20 protein-coding genes, 2 tRNA genes and 2 rRNA genes are annotated in these 20,603 nt (G+C 27.5%); 6 read left to right on the top strand and 18 right to left on the bottom strand.

Annotation, left to right across the window (positions count from 1 at the left end; genetic code table 11):
• Nucleotides 1-59 precede the first annotated feature (59 nt).
• The 4 genes from CSBG_RS00855 to CSBG_RS00840 all read right to left on the bottom strand — a co-directional run bounded on the left by CSBG_RS00855 (nucleotide 60) and on the right by CSBG_RS00840 (nucleotide 2,984).
• Nucleotides 60-671: a germination lipoprotein GerS-related protein gene (locus CSBG_RS00855; protein WP_008676238.1), complete on the bottom strand. Its 612-nt coding sequence runs from the start codon at nucleotides 669-671 to the stop codon at nucleotides 60-62.
• Nucleotides 672-744: 73 nt separating this feature from the next.
• Nucleotides 745-2,241: a bifunctional ADP-dependent NAD(P)H-hydrate dehydratase/NAD(P)H-hydrate epimerase gene (locus CSBG_RS00850; protein WP_008676235.1), complete on the bottom strand. Its 1,497-nt coding sequence runs from the start codon at nucleotides 2,239-2,241 to the stop codon at nucleotides 745-747.
• Nucleotides 2,241-2,609, bottom strand: coding sequence for a holo-ACP synthase (gene acpS / locus CSBG_RS00845; RefSeq protein WP_008676234.1), 369 nt, complete (start codon nucleotides 2,607-2,609; stop codon nucleotides 2,241-2,243). Before acpS ends, CSBG_RS00850 begins: the two co-directional genes overlap by 1 nt.
• Before the next feature lie 69 nt (nucleotides 2,610-2,678).
• Nucleotides 2,679-2,984, bottom strand: a complete 306-nt coding sequence (locus CSBG_RS00840; RefSeq protein WP_008676233.1) for a DUF6514 family protein — start codon at nucleotides 2,982-2,984, stop codon at nucleotides 2,679-2,681.
• Between the two features lie 487 nt (nucleotides 2,985-3,471).
• On the opposite strand from CSBG_RS00840, the gene CSBG_RS00835 reads away from it, so the two are divergent.
• Complete coding sequence (locus tag CSBG_RS00835) at nucleotides 3,472-6,105, top strand: FprA family A-type flavoprotein (protein ID WP_008676232.1); 2,634 nt, start codon at nucleotides 3,472-3,474, stop codon at nucleotides 6,103-6,105.
• A gap of 95 nt (nucleotides 6,106-6,200) precedes the next feature.
• Here CSBG_RS00835 and CSBG_RS00830 read toward each other — a convergent pair whose 3' ends face one another.
• Together CSBG_RS00830 and CSBG_RS00825 are read right to left on the bottom strand one after the other, a co-directional pair.
• A complete protein-coding gene (locus CSBG_RS00830; RefSeq protein WP_008676231.1) occupies nucleotides 6,201-6,572 on the bottom strand; it encodes a single-stranded DNA-binding protein in 372 nt (123 codons plus the stop codon).
• Nucleotides 6,573-6,718: 146 nt separating this feature from the next.
• On the bottom strand, nucleotides 6,719-7,561 hold the full coding sequence (locus tag CSBG_RS00825; RefSeq protein WP_008676230.1) for a YihY/virulence factor BrkB family protein: 843 nt from the start codon (nucleotides 7,559-7,561) through the stop codon (nucleotides 6,719-6,721).
• A gap of 225 nt (nucleotides 7,562-7,786) precedes the next feature.
• On the opposite strand from CSBG_RS00825, the gene CSBG_RS00820 reads away from it, so the two are divergent.
• Entirely contained in the window at nucleotides 7,787-8,665 is an 879-nt protein-coding gene (locus CSBG_RS00820) for an aldose 1-epimerase family protein (RefSeq protein WP_035284809.1), read from the top strand.
• 171 nt (nucleotides 8,666-8,836) lie between these two features.
• On the opposite strand, the gene CSBG_RS00815 is transcribed toward CSBG_RS00820, so the two are convergent.
• The 4 genes from CSBG_RS00815 to CSBG_RS00805 form a co-directional block, all read right to left on the bottom strand.
• Nucleotides 8,837-9,469, bottom strand: coding sequence for a cyclase family protein (locus tag CSBG_RS00815; RefSeq protein WP_008676228.1), 633 nt, complete (start codon nucleotides 9,467-9,469; stop codon nucleotides 8,837-8,839).
• Between the two features lie 21 nt (nucleotides 9,470-9,490).
• Nucleotides 9,491-11,779, bottom strand: coding sequence for an ATP-dependent DNA helicase (locus tag CSBG_RS00810; RefSeq protein ID WP_008676227.1), 2,289 nt, complete (start codon nucleotides 11,777-11,779; stop codon nucleotides 9,491-9,493).
• A 221-nt stretch (nucleotides 11,780-12,000) separates the two neighbouring features.
• Nucleotides 12,001-12,144, bottom strand: coding sequence for a YvrJ family protein (locus CSBG_RS17875; RefSeq protein WP_083854743.1), 144 nt, complete (start codon nucleotides 12,142-12,144; stop codon nucleotides 12,001-12,003).
• Nucleotides 12,145-12,225: 81 nt separating this feature from the next.
• A complete protein-coding gene (locus CSBG_RS00805; RefSeq protein ID WP_008676226.1) occupies nucleotides 12,226-12,816 on the bottom strand; it encodes a DUF1836 domain-containing protein in 591 nt (196 codons plus the stop codon).
• A gap of 478 nt (nucleotides 12,817-13,294) precedes the next feature.
• Here CSBG_RS00805 and CSBG_RS00800 point away from each other — a divergent pair, with 478 nt between their 5' ends.
• Entirely contained in the window at nucleotides 13,295-13,534 is a 240-nt protein-coding gene (locus CSBG_RS00800; RefSeq protein WP_008676225.1) for an AbrB/MazE/SpoVT family DNA-binding domain-containing protein, read from the top strand.
• Nucleotides 13,535-13,602: 68 nt separating this feature from the next.
• Here the strand turns inward: CSBG_RS00800 and rsmI are convergent, their stop codons facing one another.
• From rsmI to CSBG_RS00780, 4 genes are all read right to left on the bottom strand, one after another.
• Nucleotides 13,603-14,448, bottom strand: a complete 846-nt coding sequence (gene rsmI, locus CSBG_RS00795) for a 16S rRNA (cytidine(1402)-2'-O)-methyltransferase (protein ID WP_008676223.1) — start codon at nucleotides 14,446-14,448, stop codon at nucleotides 13,603-13,605.
• 4 nt (nucleotides 14,449-14,452) lie between these two features.
• The gene (locus CSBG_RS00790) at nucleotides 14,453-15,202 is read right to left on the bottom strand and encodes a tRNA1(Val) (adenine(37)-N6)-methyltransferase (protein ID WP_008676222.1); all 750 of its coding nucleotides are present in this window, start codon (nucleotides 15,200-15,202) and stop codon (nucleotides 14,453-14,455) included.
• Between the two features lie 262 nt (nucleotides 15,203-15,464).
• On the bottom strand, nucleotides 15,465-16,685 hold the full coding sequence (locus tag CSBG_RS00785; RefSeq protein ID WP_008676220.1) for a C40 family peptidase: 1,221 nt from the start codon (nucleotides 16,683-16,685) through the stop codon (nucleotides 15,465-15,467).
• A 319-nt stretch (nucleotides 16,686-17,004) separates the two neighbouring features.
• Nucleotides 17,005-17,310, bottom strand: a complete 306-nt coding sequence (locus CSBG_RS00780; RefSeq protein WP_008676219.1) for a hypothetical protein — start codon at nucleotides 17,308-17,310, stop codon at nucleotides 17,005-17,007.
• A gap of 361 nt (nucleotides 17,311-17,671) precedes the next feature.
• Between CSBG_RS00780 and CSBG_RS00775 the strand changes: the two genes are divergently transcribed.
• Together CSBG_RS00775 and CSBG_RS00770 are read left to right on the top strand one after the other, a co-directional pair.
• Nucleotides 17,672-17,747, top strand: a tRNA-Pro gene (locus CSBG_RS00775).
• Nucleotides 17,748-18,133: 386 nt separating this feature from the next.
• Nucleotides 18,134-18,775, top strand: coding sequence for an HAD family phosphatase (locus CSBG_RS00770; protein ID WP_008676215.1), 642 nt, complete (start codon nucleotides 18,134-18,136; stop codon nucleotides 18,773-18,775).
• Nucleotides 18,776-18,818: 43 nt separating this feature from the next.
• Here the strand turns inward: CSBG_RS00770 and CSBG_RS00765 are convergent, their stop codons facing one another.
• On the bottom strand, nucleotides 18,819-19,565 hold the full coding sequence (locus CSBG_RS00765) for a peptidylprolyl isomerase (RefSeq protein WP_008676214.1): 747 nt from the start codon (nucleotides 19,563-19,565) through the stop codon (nucleotides 18,819-18,821).
• 174 nt (nucleotides 19,566-19,739) lie between these two features.
• Here CSBG_RS00765 and bcp point away from each other — a divergent pair, with 174 nt between their 5' ends.
• Nucleotides 19,740-20,192: a thioredoxin-dependent thiol peroxidase gene (gene bcp, locus CSBG_RS00760; RefSeq protein WP_008676212.1), complete on the top strand. Its 453-nt coding sequence runs from the start codon at nucleotides 19,740-19,742 to the stop codon at nucleotides 20,190-20,192.
• Between the two features lie 51 nt (nucleotides 20,193-20,243).
• Here bcp and CSBG_RS00755 read toward each other — a convergent pair.
• The 3 genes from CSBG_RS00755 to CSBG_RS00745 form a co-directional block, all read right to left on the bottom strand.
• Nucleotides 20,244-20,319, bottom strand: a tRNA-Phe gene (locus CSBG_RS00755).
• Nucleotides 20,320-20,325: 6 nt separating this feature from the next.
• A 5S ribosomal RNA gene (gene rrf, locus CSBG_RS00750) occupies nucleotides 20,326-20,442 on the bottom strand.
• Between the two features lie 53 nt (nucleotides 20,443-20,495).
• Nucleotides 20,496-20,603, bottom strand: a 23S ribosomal RNA gene (locus CSBG_RS00745); the annotation flags it as partial.

The following is a 20,603-nucleotide window of genomic DNA, read 5'->3' as shown; positions in this document are numbered from 1 at the left end:
AATTTCTTAACGTGTACTAATATCAAACTTAAATATTGAACTGGTTATTTTTATTTTACTTATTCTAGCAATTCGCTATCTAATTGCTTTAATTTTTCAAAATCCCTATATACAATTCTTATTCTGTCTTTTCCATCCTTATCATAAATAATAGCTCCTATTGGAGTTTTTTCTTGTTTATCAATAAAAATTTTGACTTTATCTAGATGATCATTTTTTAAAAACACTTCACATGTAAACTCTATATAAGCTGTATCTCCCCACTCTTCTTGTCCTTCTTTAATTCCATTTTCGTCTATAGGATATGATAATAATTTATTTAAAAAGGCTAACGAATGTATCTCATCCATATCATTTTCCATAGTATATTCTTTATTCGAAATACCATCCTTTACTATCACTTTATTATCTTTATATATTTTTGATCTATCTTCTCCAAAATCAATTCTACCACCAATATCCTTTGAATAATATTGTGTAGTTTCTTCCCGTTCTTCTCCTCTCGTATTTTTTATTATATATTCTACTCTTGTACTATAACACTTTATCTCTTTTAAAGATTTTATTATTTCCTCATTAGTTGGCTCTGCTGTAGCTCTAAATAATATTACTAAAATAATTGATATAAAAGGTATACACACCATAAGTATTAATAATAATTTCTTTTTCATAAACCCTCCTAAAGCTTTACTATTTATAATTACTAATATTAGCCTTAATCAGATTTTATTCATACTTTAATCTTTAACCAACTATATAATTCATAACTTTAGATATATTTTCTATAACTTCAGATGCTACTGTACAATATTTTTCATTGGATGCAAATTCTCCTGCTACTCCATGTATATATGTGCCAAGCAAGGCTGAATTTATAAGTGAATGCCTCTGTCCTATTAACGCTGAAATAATTCCAGTTAGGCAGTCCCCCATGCCTCCTGAAGCCATTTTGCTATTACCTGAATTATTTATGTAAACATTATTCCCATCTGTGATTACAGTATTATATCCCTTCAATACAACTATAATCTCATTTTCCTTTGCATATCTCTTAGCTACCTCTAGTCTATTATCTTCAACAAATGATATAGATTTACCTATAAGCCTTGCCATTTCTCCTGGGTGTGGAGTGAATATCGCTTTTCCTTTTAAAGCATTCATCATGCTCTTATCTCTTGCTATTAATTGAAGTGCACCTGCATCGACTACGAAAAACTTATCTCCATGATTCCCTATATCACTCAATATATCTTTATATACTTTTTCTTCAGTCATGCCAGGTCCTATTGCAATTACATCTGAATCATTCAATAGTTTTTTTACCTTATCACTCTCCTCTATATCTAAAGTCATTGCTTCAATTAACTTACAACTTAATTTATCTTGTACATATTTCGAAGACACTAAAGTCGTTAAACCGGCCCCTGATTTAACACATGCTTCAGTAGCTATATATGCTGCTCCCGTATATCCTTTGCTACCTGCTAAAATTGCAACTTTTCCGTACTTTCCTTTATGACCATATAAACTTCTCTTTTTTAATATTTGTGCATATTGATCCCTATCTAAAATAAATATATTTTCCGAATTAACTTTCTTAGCATCCTCTGGAATCCCTATATTCAAAACATTAAGTTCCCCTAAATAACTTAATGCTTTATACTCAATAAATCCCCTTTTTATAACTTCAAACGTATAAGTTATATCAGCTTCTATAGATGCCCCCATTATCTCCCCATTATCTGCATTTAGGCCTGATGGAACATCAATACTCACTTTTATACCAGCGCATTCATTTATGATATTAATTAATTTTATATAAAAAGAATCTAAACTTCTATTTAATCCTACTCCAAAAATACAATCTATCGCAATATTATAATTGTTAAATGTAGGTATTAAACTTTTAATATCTTCATCAGTTTTTATATAAGCAATATTAGTTGTAATCTTTTCTAATATATTTAGATTAATAGAAAAATCGCTAGAACATTTACCAGCTCTGTTTATAATAACTACATAAACATCTTTATTTTTTAAAATTAATTTTCTTGCAATAGCTAATCCGTCCCCACCATTATTTCCGTTTCCACAAAAAACAATAAATTTTTCTCCTAAGTTGACTACTTTATTTACTATCTCATTTGCTGCATTTTCCACGAGGACTATGCTTGGTATCCCAATCTCATCTATAGTGTATCTATCTACCTTTTTACATTTATTTGTTGACATTATATACATTATGATTCCTCCAAAATAGCAAAGGCTATTGCTGATGTATTATTATGTGATATTGACAAATTCAATTTATATGATTTTCCTATTAATCTATCTATATTATCACTTAAAAATACTATTGGCTTTCCTAACTCATCTCTTAAAACCTCTATTTCTCTTAATGAAAATCCCCTTATACCAGTACCAAATGATTTGCTTATTGCTTCTTTAGCTGCGAAATTTCCTGCAATTACTTCATATCTCATATTTTTCTCTTTAAACATTTCTATTTCTTTATTTGTAAATACCTTTTCCACAAACCCATTTGTTTTATCTACAGCTTTTCTTATTCTATTTATTTCAATTATGTCCGTTCCTATTCCAATTATCATAAAAATCACCTCTAAATATATTTTACTATAAATATTAGATTTTATATGATTTTTACCCATACTTTAAAATTACAAATTAAAATCTGATACATATTCATCAACATACTCTCCTAATATGTCAACAAGGTGTATTGGAGATACTTGATTATCATGTATCAAACTAAGAAGTTCTTTAACTTTTTCTTCTATATTTGAAATCTTTCTGATTTCATCCCTCTCTATATTTATTACATTTCCTTCTATTAAATCTTGCCTCTCTGCCTCTATACCAAATGCTTGTCCACCATAGAAGTCCTCACTTATAATCCTATAAGCATATCTGCTTTCTTTTTCTTCATTTTTTGTAACATTGTACAAGCTATCAACAATATACATTTTATTCCCCCCCTTTATCAGCTATTAATTAATTTATTAACCACTACATTAAAAACATAACATAGATAATATTAAAACAATGTCAAACATTGTTTGTTTCATATATAAAATATTCCTTTATATTTTTACAATATTTTCTTTGTAGATTTCAGATATATAACATCAATTAATTTCAATTAAATTTTCACTCAAAAAACCTATAGTTCATTTGTCGATTTAAGTATTTTCCTATTATTAGGTTTATCTAATTTATAGTTATATTGCTGATTTAGTAATAATATTAGCTTATTATTGTTAAACTACATTTAATTATAATTTTTTGATATAAAAAAATATTTTATTTGAATTAAGAATATAAAATGCAAATTTATAATAAATATTTTAAATAGTTATTGATATTGTTAATAATTAGACATATAATATTTTTTATAGTAACTTTTATAATAATTATTATTATATAATATTAATTTAAGGCAGGTGTCGATTTATGAAATCTTTAGAGTTAAAAAAAAATATACATTGGGTTGGAGCTCTTGACCCAAATTTAAGAATTTTTGATATTATTATGTACACACCTTATGGAACAAGCTATAACTCATATGTAGTTAAAGGTAGCGAAAAGACCGCTGTATTTGAAACTGTTAAGGTTGAATTTTTTGATGAATATATAGAAAGATTAAAAGATTTAGATATAGATATTACTAATATTGACTATATCGTTGTTGACCATACGGAGCCTGACCACGCTGGATCAGTTGCTAAGTTGTTAGAAATTTCACCAAATGCTAAAGTAGTCGGTTCAGCTCCCGCAATTAAATTTATGAAAAAAATTGCAAATAGAGATTTTGAATCTATAACTGTTGGTGATGGAGATACATTAAGCTTAGGAAATAAAACATTACAATTTATTTCAGCTCCTTTCTTACATTGGCCAGATTCAATATACACTTATGTCCCTGAAGATGAAGTTTTAATAACTTGTGATTCATTTGGATCTCACTATTCATCTGAAGCAATAATAAATAGTAAAGTTGAAAATAAAGATCATTACATGGAAGCACTAAAATACTACTTTGATTGTATTTTTGGACCATATAAGCCATATGTATTAAAAGCCATTAAGAAGATTGAAAATTTAGAAATTGATATGATTTTACCAGGACATGGTCCAGTTCTAGTGGAAGAACCAATGAAAATAGTTGAAACTTATAGAAAGTGGAGTACTCCTGAAAGTCCAGCCAAAGATGGAAAGAAGATTGTTACAATTCCTTATGTTTCAGCATACGGATACACTGAAACACTAGCTAAAGAAATAGCCAAAGGCATAGAGGCTGCTGGTAACATTGAAGTTAGATTATTTAACGTTATACATCATGAGATAGGTGATATAGTTAACAGTATAGGAGAATCTGATGGATTATTATGTGGTTCACCTACTATAGTTGGTGAATTACTTGAACCAATTCGTGACATACTTTCAAAGTTAAACCCAGTTGTTCACGGTGGAAAATTGGCAGCTGCATTTGGATCATACGGTTGGAGTGGTGAAGCTATTCCTAGAATGGAAGCAAGATTTAAAGAATTAAATATGAAACTTTATGGCCCGAGCCTAAAAATAAACTTCAAGCCATCTGATGATGAATTAAAAGAAGCTTATGAATTTGGTTTAGGATTTGGAGAAATTATCGTAGGTAAAAAGGCTTTTACACCTATGACAAAAGCTAAAACAACAATAGAAGAAATACCTACAAATGGTGGTTTAAAATTATGGAAATGCGTAATTTGTGGAGAAATTTTTGAATCTGAAACTGTTCCTGAAGTTTGTCCTGTATGTGGAGCTGGAAGTGATCAATTTATTGAAATTAAGAGAGAAGATACAAATTACTCAATCGATAAGGAAGAAACCTATGTAATCATAGGTAATGGTGCTGCAGGATTCTATGCTGCAAAAGCTATAAAAGAAAGAAATGAAAGTGCTATTATTAAGCTTATATCAAATGAGCCAGAACATTCATATGTTAGAACTCAACTTTCAGATTTAATAACTGAAGAAATTTATGATACTTTCTACCTTGCAAAAACAAATTGGTATAAAGAAAATAATATAATTGAAATTCTTGGAGCTAACGTAAATAGCATAGATAAAGAAACAAAAACAATAAAGTTAGATAATAAGCAAGGAATTCGTTATGATAAACTAGTTTTAGCAAATGGTAGCTACAATTTTGTTCCTCCAACTAAAGTTAAATTTAATGATTCAGAAGTAGAAATAAATTCTTGGACTTATAATACTGTTAAGGGCATTCATACAATCAAAAAGCTTTCTGATGTAGAGGCTCTTAAAAATGAATTACCAAACTCAAAAAATGTTGTTGTTATTGGTGGTGGATTATTAGGATTAGAAGCTGCTTGGGAAATTCAAAAACGTAATATTAATGTTACAGTAGTTGAATTAGCAGAAAGAATGCTTCCTCGTCAATTAGACTCAGAAGGATCTAAATTATTTGAAAGCTTAGTAAATAAAACTCCTGTAAATATCTTATTAGGAGAAGCTGTTGATTTTATAAATGCAGATGAGTCTGGAGTTAAATCAATTCAATTGAAGAGTGGAAAGTTAATTGATGTAGATACTATTATATACTCAGTTGGAGTTAGATCTAATATCTTCTTAGCTCAGCCTTTAGGAATTGAATGTAATAGAGGTATTGTTGTTAACCAATATATGCAAACAAATGTAGAAGATATTTATGCTTGTGGTGATGTAGCTGAACTAGATGGAGTTTATTATGGAAACTGGCCAGCTGCAATAGAAATGGGAAAAGTTGCTGGTGCTAATTCTACTGGTGATAATATTAAATTCGAAAAATTTGTTTCATCAACAGTCTTTGCAGCAATGAATACTCAAATATTCTCTGCTGGAACTATAAACTTCGATGATCCTAATCTAGAAAAAATAGGTTATGTTGATAATACAAATAATAAATATTCAAAACTATTCTTTGCTAACAATAAACTTGTAGGTGGAATATTAATTGGTGATATATCTTCTTCAGTTAAGATAATTAATGGAATTCAAAATGAAGAAGATAAGGCAACTGTATTAAGTAAAGGTACAATTTAAGTCTTAATTTCAAATGTTATATTAAATGTAAAAGGGTAAGCTCTAAGTTATTGCTTACCCTTTTACACTATTTATTTTAATTTATATTTTAAGCTTTAATTTGCAAAATCATCTAAATTCTCTGCTTGTTCTAATTCTTTATCAGTCCTTCTATTTCCTACAAATTTAAAATCTTCTGCTACAACTTCTGCTATATACTTTTTATTTCCGTCCTTATCTTCATAGCTTCCAGTTCTTAATCTTCCGCTTAAACTTATATAACTTCCTTTCCTCATATATTGGCAGACTACCTCAGCTTTTCTTCCCCAAACTGTAACTGGGATTAAATCTGCTTTTCTTGTTCCATCTTGTGCTTTAAAATTTCTATCTACTGCAATTATAAATCTAGTGAATACTTTATCACTTCCCTCTAGTGCTCTAAGTTCAGGGTCCCTTATTAATTTTCCTAATAATACTATTTTATTCATTTTTGCACCTCCTGAATATTTCTTCTTTGAGTATATCCACTTAGTATTTTTCTATACAAAAATAAACAAAATATTATATATTTCTAATAAACATTTTGTTATATGCTCAAAGATTAAGAAACTATTTAACTTCTTAATCTTTGAATCTACATTGATTTTCTTATTGATAAAACTGAATTTATCTCAGCCCCTAAAATTAATATCATTGATGTAATATAAAGCCAAGTCATTAATATAAATACAGCTCCCACACTTCCATATAACCTAGAATAATTAGCTATATTATTTATATAATATGAAAATGCTAGTGAAACTACTATCCATCCTAAAGTACTTACAATGGCACCTGGAAAGACCTCTTTCCAAGGAATTTTTCTAGCTGGAGTATATCTATATATACATGCAAATATCCAAATCATCGCAAGTATAACTACTATATACCTGCTTATATTCCATATATTCCTTAATATATTCTGAAATGGAAATACTGATATTAAATATTTACCTATTATCTCTCCAAATACTAACATAGCTAAAGTTAACATTATTATTAACGCTAAAGCTAATGTAAAAAATATTGCTATAAATGCTCTTTTTATAAAAGATCTATGTTCTCTAATATCATAAGCCTTGTTAACCCCCTTTATTACAGCTCTGAATCCTGAAGATGCAGACCACATTGAAAGAACAATAGATGCTCCTAATAAACCTGCATTTTGAGTATCTACTATTTCAACTACTGTAGTATCTACTAAAGTAAAAACATTATTTGGTAATATAGTCCTTAATCCATCTAAAATATCTGCTGAATTTAGTCTACTAAATCCTATTAAAGTTAATAAAAATATTAAAAATGGGAAAAAGGCTAATATTAAATAATATGCAAGCTGAGCTCCTAAAGCAAATATATCATCATTATTAATTTTTACAATAAAATATATTATACTATCTATTACAGATCTCTTATTCTCCTTCTTATCCTTACTCATTAAATCACCACATTATTTATTATTTAATCTTTTATATTATATATCAAACATATAAATTATATTAAATATATTAATTTATAATATTCTATCTTATTTTACTGTTACTTTATATATAATACTACAATACTTTAAAATATATAAGCAAAGCTATCTATTTCTTTCTAAAAAACTTCCAATATAGTATAATTTCTATGTAAGCTATATAAAACAGAAAGGGTGTTTATGATGAAGTATTTTTTAGAAAACGAAAACATAAAAATCTCTACTGATACCTTTGGTGGAGAACTTAATAACTTGTTCAGTAAAAAAAACTCAATTGAGTATTTATGGAATGGAAATGAAGCGTACTGGAAATATCATTCTCCAATCTTATTCCCTATAGTTGGAAAAGTTAAAGATGGAAAGTATATTGTTGATAATAAAGAATATGAATTACCACAACACGGTCTAGCAAGAACTAGAGAGTTTAATATGATTGAAAAAGATGATAATCATATCGTCTTTGAACTTCTATGGTCTGAAGATATATTAAAAGTATATCCATATAAATTTTCTTTAAAACTTTCATATGAACTTTTAGATAATGGAGTTAAAGTTGGTTATAATGTAACAAATCTTGATGACAAAGATATCTACTTCTCAATTGGTGGCCATCCTGCATTTATGTGTCCATTAATGGATGGAGAAAAATTTGAAGATTATTACTTTGAGTTAAATAAAAAAGAAACTTCTGATTTAATGGAACTTAATAGTAATTTAGGATACTTTACAGGTACTAAGAAGCCATTTTTCAATAATGAAAATATTATAAACTTATCTTTAGACTTATTTAAAGATGATGCTATAGTTTTTGGTGATTTAGAATCAAATATAATAAGCCTAAAATCTAAAAATCATAATAAGAGCTTATCCATGGATTTTTCAGGATTCCCTTATTTAGCTATATGGACTAAACCAACAGGCGCACCTTTTGTTTGTATCGAGCCTTGGTATGGACATGCAGATTTTTATAATTTTAATGGAGAATTTAAAGATAAAGAAGGAATTCAAAAACTTAGCGTTGGAGAATCATTTAAAGCCAGCTACGACTTATATATAGATTAATTTTAGCTATTTTAATTTATACACTATATTTTAATTTATAATACTAAAATTACATTAACTTATTTTAAACACAAAATATCGATATTAAGTATTAAGTTTATACATGATATCGATATTTCTTATATTCCTGCCTAATAATTAAAACATAATTATATTTGTACACTTTAAACATTAATTCGTTAGTGCAATTGCTCTAACAGGTGAAGCATCTCCATCCTCTATCTTTAATGGAGTAGCTACTAAAGTAAATTTGTCACTATTTATATCATTCAAATTTGTTAAATTCTCGATTATAAGCTTGCCTCTAGATAATACAATATTGTGTATTTCAAAATCTATACTATCAAACTTATCAATTGATATAGCATCTATGCCTATACCTCTTAAACTAAAATCACAAATCCATTTTGCTGCCTCTTCAGTTAGACTTGGAAAATCATTAAAATAGCTTTTAGTTCCCCAATGCCTTTCCCATCCTGTTTTTAATATTAAGAAATCACAGTTCCTTAACTCTTCTTCATATTGAGTTAAATCACTAATTGTTACTTCCTTAATATTAGAAATATCAATCATAAATGCTATTCCTATAAATTCACTTATATTAAATTCTTCAATAGTTTTTCCTTTGTTAATCATATGACTTGGCGCATCTATATGAGTTCCTGTATGTGTACATAGTCTTAATAGCTTCTCATTAAATCCATCCTTTTCAATTGTAGCTATATTATATATTTCAATTTTCTCATCTTTTGTATATGTAGTCATATTTTTATTTATAGTATGACTTAAGTCAATCACTCTCATTTATACTCCCCCTTTATTATTTTATTTAACTATATCCCACTCTTTTGGAAGCAAGCTTTTATACTTTAAAGTAAAATATCTATCATCTATAAGTAATATTCTCCCCTTATCTGTTTCTGTTCTTATGACTCTTCCAGCTGCTTGCATTACTTTATTTATTCCTGGATATATATATGCATAATCAAACCCTTTTTCATCATAATAATCCTTTATTATGTCTCCCTCATTAGATATTTTAGGAAACCCTACTCCTACTATTATGCTTCCTATAAGCCTATTCCCTGGTAGGTCTATCCCCTCAGAAAATATTCCTCCTATAACACAAAAGGCTAGTATATTAGCGCCATCTTGAAATTTATTTATAAAATTCTCCTTTTGAGATTCTGTTAAAATTTCATTCTGACAAATAGTATTCTCCTCACCATATAACTCTATATATCTTTGATATATCTGCTTTAGATATTGATAGGATGGTAAAAATACCATATAGTTGCCTATTTGCTCATTTGCAAATCTATAAATCAATTCACATAGATTATCAACATTATTTTCTCTTTGCTTAAATCTCATGTTAAGCGGATGTCCATAAATTCTTAGATTTTCCTTTTTAAATGGCGATGGCAATTTTATTCTATAGCTTTTATCATCCCCTCCAAGTAAATCTATATAATAATTTATTGGGGTTAGTGTTGCAGAAAATATTGTAGTAGAATAACTTTCTTGTACTACTTTAGATAAGTTCTTAGATGGATTAACACAAAACAACTTAACCTTAACATCATTCTTATTAACTTCTACTAAAGTTACATATTCATCACTATAAAGCTCTGAAATTGATATAAAGCTTCTTATTTCAAAATATAAATCCCTTATTTCATCATAACCTTCTGTGTTTACAGACTTTATAAGATACTCATCGCATTCCTTTAAAAATATTCTTAGTAATTTATATAAGTCCTTATACTGATCCTTTTTATAGATACTAATACTTTCAGCTTCTTGAACTTCTCTTCGTATTTCTATTAATTCCTTATTAATAGAATTTAATGCCTTATATAGATTTGGCACTTTCCCCTTTATAAGTTTACTCGCTTGCATTACCTTACTCTTATAGATTTCTGCACTAAACATATTCCTAGCTCTATCCACAAGATTGTGACCTTCATCCACAAGTAATATATTTTTATCAACATCTTCTTCAAAAAAGCGCTTCAATTTTGCCCTAGGATCAAAAGCATAATTATAATCACATATTATTATGTCACACCATAAACTCAAATCTAATGATAGCTCAAAAGGACATACTTTATTATCTCTCGCACATCCTTCAATCTTCTGTCTTGTAAAGTTGTCTTCTTTTCCAAGCATATCAAATATAACATCATTTACCTTATCATAATAATCTACTGCATATTCACAGTGCTCTGGATTACAATTAGTTTTATCCTTAAAACAAATTTTCTCCTTGGATGTTAATGTAATATTTCTACACTTAAGCCCATTATCCTTTAACTTATTTACTGCTTCTTCTGCTACAGTTCTAGTTATTGTTTTAGCTGTTAAATATACAATTCTTTCTCCTCTATCTTCTCCTAAAGATTTTACAGCAGGAAATATAGTTGATATTGTTTTACCTATTCCTGTAGGTGCTTGAGCAAACAATACTGCTTTTTCCTTTATTGTATTAAAACAAGTAACAGCTAACTCCTTTTGTCCTTTTCTATAATTATCAAAAGGAAATTTTAATGCTTTTATAGATTCGTTTCTTATAATATTTAACTTAGACTTTAATAATATCCATTTTTTATATTCATTTATTATAAAATCAATATACTCTTCTAATTCATTAAACCTAAATCTTTTATCAAAGCTTTTTACTTCTTCAGTTTCTATATTAAAATAACTCAACCTTATATTTATTTCTTCTAATTTATTTTGAATAGAATATATATATGCATAAAACTTTCCTTGAGCCCAATGTAATTCATTATAATCCTCATCTATATATATAAGCGATTTCATTGTAGATTTTATTTCTTCTATGCAAATATTATTATCCTCTATAATAATACCATCAGCTCTTCCTTCCACTAATAATGTCACATCTCCAATTTCAAAGACATGCTCCATTCTTACTTCTTTTTGATACTGACTATATATTGACTCATTACTGCTTTGTAGTTTTTGATGCGCTAAAGTCCCTTCTAGAGCTCTACTTTTTCCCATATACCTATCATCTAAACTACCAGTTTTTAAAACATATTCTATTATTCCTCTAACAGATTCCTTAATAATTATTTTATTCTTCATTAAAGTTCTTTCCTATCTATATATTTTAAATAATATATGCTTCTATTTTTACTATTTTATTTAAATAAGCATATTAACTATTTAATATATTGCTAGTCTTAATAAATACTGTATTAAGCAAAACATATATATATTATAATCCTAAAAGCTAATATTTAATAGGCTCTAAAATCAATAAGGTATTGCTACTTATTATTAACAATACCTTATTTTGAAAGCTTTTATTTAATTGAATTTATAGTTTGTGATAGATTATTTATGCTATTAGTAAGACTTTCTAGCTTCCCTTCTATTCTTATTAATAAATATAAGGAAATTGCTATAGGAAAGCCTAGATTAGCTACTAAGTTAACTATCTCTTCCATAAAATCACCCCACTATTTACATATGCACTTAGATGATGATTTTTAATTTTATTTATTAAATTAATATAATTTTTATAATATTTATTCTGAATGATATTCATTCACTATCTTTTGAACTAATTTTTTTATAGCACTTGCTTGTGCAATAAGTGACATTACAATAACAAATGTTCTTATACTATTTTCATCTTTTTCATTTAATTTTAATTCTGATATTATGTTATCTAACTTTTCTTCATCTACAGCTGGCTTACTTAGGAAATCCTTAAAGCTTTCACTTTGAGTTTCTGAAAATATCTTATATGCTTTTTCCCAAGATATTATATCATCTGATCTATCATTTATTTCATTAAATGCCAATCTGAAAACCTTTTTAATTTCTTCCGTTGTTAATACTGGTCTCATATAGCTTAATAATACTAATTGTATAAGATGTATTTTAGTATAGCCCCTCTTTTTTCCATCCTCTGGTTTGCTAATAACTTCACTCTTTATATAATTTTGCACTATATTATTTGTATATTTATCTTCTATAAACTTATCATTTAAAAAATCTATAACTTGAGATAAAAATAGATCATATTTAGGTAAATCCTCATAACCAACCATAGTGCTATTAGACATTTCTTCTGCAATTTCTGTTATATAATTAGTATCTATTTTCTTTACCATTATATTCACCTCTAAATATTTATTCTTATTTTAATTATATAGTATATATAAACTTATTACAAGTTACTTCTGCCTGTTTAATTTTATTCTATTATTTCTTTAAAATTCAACAAAAATAACTATCGTTTCTTAATTTTTTCAAAATATTTAATTCTTATAATAAAATTTATAATCCTTATTATTTTTTACAATTTTTTCTTTTTTTATTAGCTTTTTTTTAATTTTATTTTGCTGAAATACTTTTTTCCCCTTCATAAGCTAGTGGACAAGCCATTCTACATTCTTTTACTATTTATCTGGAAATTTGATTAAATAGTATTGACTTTTCTAATTTATGGTAGTATATTGTATTTATGACTTTGAAAGGCAAATTAAATATGTATTTTTGAAAATTTTTCTCTTTTATGTTGACTTTTAATTACATTTTTAGTAATATTAACTTGCAAGATGTCGAAACTTGTTTTAAGGAGGAAATATAATGAAATCAACTGGTGTAGTAAGAAGAGTAGATGAACTAGGAAGAATAGTTATTCCTATTGAATTAAGAAGAACATTAGATATAGCTGAAAAAGATGCTTTAGAAATCTATGTAGATGGTGAACAAATAATCTTAAAGAAATATGAACCTGCTTGTATCTTCTGTGGAGATGCTAGAGATGTTGTAAATTACAAAGGTAAAAACATCTGTAAAAATTGTTTAACAGAATTAAAAAAATAATTTTTAATACTTAAAAGATTATTTATAATTAAATCCCCTATGACTATATGAAGTCATAGGGGATTTAATTATAGTTCTGTTGAGTATTTATAAACTTCTTTTTTAGGTAAATTTCTTTCTTTTGCAACTAATTTTATAGCATCCTTTTTTTCTATTCCACTTTCTATCAACTTTAATAAATGTTCTTTTATTGTTAAATCTCTCCATAAAGCCTCTTTCTCAGCTTTTATTTCATCCTCAGATTTACCTTCAATTACTAAGACGAACTCACCTCTCGGTCTATTTTCTATAAAATATTTTAATGTCGACGATATTTTTCCCCTATAGATTTCTTCATGAAGCTTCGTAAGCTCTCTACATATTGCAATTTTTCTATCCCCTATATTATTTAATAAATATTCTAAGGTATCTAACAATCTATGTGGAGCTTCATATAAGATTATAGTATCTCTAACATTTTTAATTTCTTCAACTATAGGATTTCTTTCCTTATTTTCTCTTGGTAAAAATCCTCTAAATATAAACTTCGTCGTATCTAACCCTGAGTAAACTAAAGCAGTCGTTATTGCTGTTGCACCTGGTAATACTTCAAATTCAATTTCTTGCTCTATGCACTTCTCAACTATAACACTTCCCGGATCAGATATTCCTGGAGTACCTGCATCAGTAATTAGTGCTATGTTCATGCCACCCTTTAGTTTATTTATTATATCTTCACTCTTACCTTGCTCATTATGTTTATGATAGCTAAATAAGCTTTTCTTTATGTTAAAATGATTTAATAACTTTAAACTTTGCCTAGTATCCTCTGCAGCTATTATATCTGCATTTTCTAAAACTTCTAAAGCTCTCAATGTTATATCTTTTAAGTTTCCTATTGGAGTTGGTACTAAATATAACTTACCTTTTTCCATAAATCTAGACCTCCCTACCATATATTTTATTTAATTCATCTGAATAACTACCATCTTCATTATATACATATAGTGGTGCTTCCCACTTCAAATAAGCTCCACCATCTCGTTGACCTTCAACTAATACTATATTAGGAGCCTTTTTGCTATTAGGCTGAATCATTTGAACTCTTTTAGGTTCAATCTTATGTTTTCTCATAAGCTCAAATATATCTATTAGCCTTTCAGGTCTATGTACCATATACATTCTTCCATTATCCTTTAAGAGCTTTCTAGCTGCTATTATTACATCTTCTAATGTGCATAAAACTTCATGCCTAGCTATTGCTAACTTATCATTAGGATTCAATATACCTGAGTTATTTAACTTATATGGAGGATTGACTGTTAAAACATCAAACTTGCCTAATTGATTCAAAAATTTCATATCCTTTAAATCAGCATTTTCAAATTTAATAATATCTTCTAATTCATTATACTTACTACTTCTTTTAGCCATTTCAACCATTTCGTTTTGAATTTCTATTCCTATAACTTCTACTGGTTTATATTTTCCATATAATAAAAAAGGAACTATTCCAGTACCTGTACATAAATCTATGGCTCTATGTCTTTTCTTTACATTTGCAAAGTTTGATAATAAAACTGCATCTACACCAAATCTAAATCCAGACTTCTTTTGGATCAAATACAAGTTATCTAATTGTAAATCATCAATAGATTCATCTTCTAATAAACTAATTTCTCTATTCATTTTAAATACCTCAAATTATTTCTAAAACTATATTTTTATTATCAACTATTATAATAAACCAATACTATTGATTATAAAATTTTTATCACTTATTTACACGCTATTAATATTATATCCATTCTAAATTATATCATATAAACCATTTGCTTTATAACTATTTAATAAACTTTCAATTAACAAAAGATTTGCTAATATAATATTAAAGAAAATAAACTCCGCCAAATTTTGACGGAGTTTATAATAAATATTAATTAAATTCTAATTAAAGTACTCTTCTAGCAGCGTAGAATGATGTAACTGGTGAAACCTTAACACTATCTCCTGGCTGAGGAGCATGTATATATTGACCACCACCTACATATATTCCTACATGATCTAAACCATAAGTAAATACTAAATCTCCTGGTTGTAATTCTCCATATGAAACTGGAGTTCCAACCCCAATTTGTGTATAGGTAGTTCTTGTTATATCTATTCCTGCTGCATTTCTAAATACGAAGCTAGTAAATCCTGAACAGTCAAAACTACTTGGACCTGTAGCCCCATAAACGTAAGGTGCACCAATATATCCATATGCAAAATCTACTATTGCATTACCTGAAGCTGATGATCCAGGTCCTCTATTTGGTATACTTGGTTTATTAGCTGCTTCTTCTTGAGCTTGTAACTCTTCTAATTTAACCTTAGCAGCTTCTATTGAATTATTAATCTCTTCTACTACAGTAGGGCTTTTTAATTGGTTATCTCTGATACTTCTTAATTGGCTTATAGCACTTTGAAGATCAGTGATAGAACTAGATGATTCTAGTATCGCTAGTTGTGGTTCAACTAAACTTCTTTCTGCAACAGATAAGAACTCTTTATCAAATTTAGCCCTTTCTGCTTCTATTTCTGCAATAAGAGCTTCTTGCTCCTGTTTCTTTCCAGTAAACTCATCTAAATCTTTCTTAACTTCCTCATTTATCTTAGCTATTTCATTTCTTTTTTCTTCCAGTGAAGTAACTTTTTCATCTAATTTTTCTTTCTTATCTACTAAATCTTTTACTATTTTCTTATCAATATTTACAAGTCTAGTAGCAGAATCTAATTTAGATATAAGATCGCTAAAACTATCCGCACTAAATAAAAGTGTTAAGTAACTACCTTGTCCACCTGATTTGTACAGCTCTCTTAATCTCTTTCCTAATACTTCTTCTTTTTCTGAAATATCAACCTTTGAAGTTTCTATTTCTTTCTTAGTATTTTCTACTTCATCCTTAATAGAATCCATTTGCTTTTTATTATTGTCAACCTTTTCTGCTAATGGTGCTATTTGTTCATTTAAACTATATATCTTCCCTTGAATATCCTCAATCTTCTTACTTATGTCATCATATTTCTGTTGATTCTCTATTACTTCCTGATTAGGAGTAGCAAAAACCGGCGTTACCGAAGTTATTGTTAAAGCACCAGCCATAACAATAGATAAAATCTTCTTTTTCATAAATGTTTGGTCCTTAGACCATCCCCCTCTCCCTACGTGATATATTACCATTATAACACTTATGGAAAGCTTGGACAATGGTAATTTTTTTAAAATGAGATGTTTAGACAATGTAAATGTATACTGTACATATCTGGATAATTACTAGTTATGTAAACATAACTAAATTAATCTAAATCTCTTTATAATTATATGTTATATATTATCATTTATATAATAGTTTTACAAATAATTTCTACATAAATTTATCGATGCTGTAATTGATAGTACTGTAAGAAAAAAAAGACTTATTCAAATAAAAATACAGGAATATATAACTTTATATATTCCTGTATTTTTTCAGCATCTTACTTTGTATAAAAGATGCTATAGCAATAACAATTATAAATGTTATTACTATATATTTTGATTTTTCTATGAATGTGTAATCTAATACACCTAAAATAATCCCTAAAAGACCTATAGATATATTAAATATTCCGTTAAGCTTCATAAACTTCTCAATATCATTATAGACTCCACTATCCTTCAAGAAATTCCTCATCTTTTTACTTTTTAATGATAAAAGTCCCATTAATAAAAATCCTATACTTCCTAAAATAATAACTACAGTACTTCCTCTCATAACTTTGACCTCCAAGCAAATTATATATTATATAAATTTAAAATTAGAAATATAGATTTAGTATTGCTTTATTAAATTTATTAATATTTACTTTTGAATATCTTAAACAACTTAAAGATAAATATACTATAAGTAAAATTTATAATTTACTTAAAAGATATCATATTTAATAGCTATAAGTAAAGATAATATCAGTATAACTATATTTCTATTTAAATGCATAAAATCTATATTGTTTTATACATAATTTAATGCTAATATTATGAACTTATACTTATTAATTGCCATAGAAATAATTTTAATATTTTATTTTAAAAGTGTTGACATAATAGATTATACTTACTATAATTATAATGTACTTCGGGGTGTGGCGCAGATGGGAGCGCGCGTGGTTTGGGACCATGAGGTCGCAGGTTCAATCCCTGTCACCCCGACCAAAAAATCCTCTCTTTTCGAGAGGATTTTTTATTTTTTATAATTTATAAAATAAAATTGGATTTATTTTAGTATTCACAGATTTATTTATATAGCTAGTTACAATCTATATAATCATTTACTTCCTTAAGCTCATCATCAAATCCAATAGATTTACAAGAAATTAATACTATTGGTATTATAGATATATAGACACACAATATTAATATCCACATAAATCTTATCCCCTTTTCAAAATTCTACTTAAAATAAGTATATGAAAAAGGTTTCACTATTGCTATAATTTTTTTAAATTTTTTTATATAAATAAAATAATTATATAACTAAGCTAAATATTTAACTTATTATAATATTATGTTGAATAATAACTAATAGGAGGTTTACATATATGAATAATATTAAAGCAGTCATATTTGATCTAGATGGAACATTAATAGATTCAATGGGAATATGGGCTCAAATAGATAAAGAGTATCTAGGTAACTTTGGTTATGCTGTTCCTGAAAATCTTCAAGAGGAAATCACTCATCTTACTTTAACAGAAACAGCAATATACTTTAAAAACAAATTTAATATAAATGATGATATAGATAAAATAATTTCTACATGGCATAATATGGCCTTTTATCACTATTCTAATACTATTAAATTAAAAGAAGGCGTAATTCCATATTTGGATTCATTAAAGAAGGAAGGAATTAAAATAGCATTAGCAACTAGTAATTCAGTTGAATTATTGGAGGCTACATTAAAAAATAATAATATATATCAATATTTTGATGCAATAACTACAACTGAAGACGTAAAGAAATCAAAGGATAATCCAGATATATATTTATTATCTGCAAAAAAACTATGTATAGCACCTGAAAATTGCTTAGTGTTCGAAGATATTGTACAAGCCGTTAAAGGAGCTAAACTTGCAGGCATGCATGTCTACTCAGTATATGATAAGGCATCAGAAAACCAGAAAGATACTTTGATAGAATTATCAGATAGATACATATTTAGCTTTAATGAATTATTATAAAACAAAAAAGGAATTGATGAATCAATTCCTTTTTTAATATCTCTTAAGCTCTAGTAACTCCGTACTTCTTTTCTAATTCTTTTACAACATCTAAATATTTTCTTTGTTGCATTTCTTGTAATAGCTTATTAACTATTTGTGCCTTTATTTCTTCAAATGGCATTTCTCTTCCTTCATTTTTATCTTCAACTTTTATTAAATGATATCCAAATTGTGTTTTAACTGGTTCACTCACAACATTTATATCTAATTTGAAAGCTTCATCTTCAAATTCTGGAACCATCATTCCTCTTCCAAATGCACCAAGATTTCCACCTTCTTCTTTAGAAGGACAAGTTGAATATTTCATAGCTGCTTCTTCAAAAGTTAATTCCTTTGAATCTATTTCACTCTTAATTTTATCACAAAGTTCTTTTGAATCTACTAATATATGCTTTGCAGAAACTGTAGGTTGTTGAGTAAATTCCCCTTTATTATTGTTATAATAATTTAATGCATCTTCATCTGTAACAGTAACTTCTAATAATAATTTATTTAATGTTAGCTGAGTTAATATATCATTTTCCGCCTGTCTTACATTTTCCTTATACTCTTCTGTGTCTTGTATATTTAACTCTTTACCTAACATGTTGATTAACTCAAATGAAACCATTTGTTCTAATAATTGCTTCTTTGCCTCTACTGTTTCAAAATATGCTCTTTTATCAGCTGGGTACTTCATTATCATATTTTGTAAATCTGATTCTTTAATTTCTTTGCCTGCTATGGTAACTAAAATTTTATCTTCCATTGAAATATCTCCTTTATTTTAAATTTTAATCCTTATTAATTATAACAGAGTTTATAATAAAATATATAATATTTATCTAATTAATCTAATTTTACGATTAGTATTTATATTATTTGTTGATAATAATTATTAATAGTATTATAATTATATAAGATCTAAAAGGAGGATGTTATAATGGAAATAGGAAATTTAGCACCAGATTTTACTCTTATGGGGTCTGATGGAAAAGAACATAAACTAAGTGATTATATAGGAAATAAGGTAATATTATACTTTTATCCTAAAGATAATACACCAGGATGTACTACAGAAGCATGTGATTTTAGAGATAATATAGATAAAATCACAAATCAAAATGCTATAGTGCTTGGAATAAGTAAAGATAACTTAAATTCACATAATAAATTTATTGAGAAATTTAATTTACCTTTTATTTTATTAAGTGATGAAGATAAGATTGTTTGTGAATTATATGATGTTATCAAAGAAAAAAATATGTATGGCAAAAAAGTTTTAGGAATAGAACGAAGTACATTTATCATTAATGAAGAAGGTTATTTAATAAAAGATTTTAGAAAAGTTAAAGTTAAAGGACATATTGATGCTGTCTTAGAAGAACTTAAGTAAAAAAATTATAGGGTATAAAAAAAGCACTAACAAATGTTAGTGCTTTTTATCTGGTGGCTCGACCAGGAATCGAACCAGGGACACGAGGATTTTCAGTCCTCTGCTCTACCGACTGAGCTATCGAGCCATATTAACCTGGCAACGTTCTACTCTCCCACACAGTCGCCCATGCAGTACCATCGACGCTGTAGAGCTTAACTTTCCTGTTCGGAATGGAAAGGAGTGTTTCCTCTACGCCATCATCACCAGATTTCAGAGTGTTCTCTGAAAATTGCACATGAATTAGTTTCAAGCCTATTTTTATTGGTCAAGCCCTCGACCTATTAGTATCAGTCAGCTAAATATGTTACCACACTTACACCTCTGACCTATCAACCTTGTGTTCTTCAAGGGGTCTTACTAGCTTATGCT

This window comes from Clostridium sp. 7_2_43FAA, from assembly GCF_000158375.2.
In the GTDB taxonomy this organism is placed as follows: domain Bacteria; phylum Bacillota; class Clostridia; order Clostridiales; family Clostridiaceae; genus Clostridium; species Clostridium tertium.
Note: the sequence above shows the minus strand (reverse complement) of the source record. Positions and strands in the feature narration are given on the sequence as shown.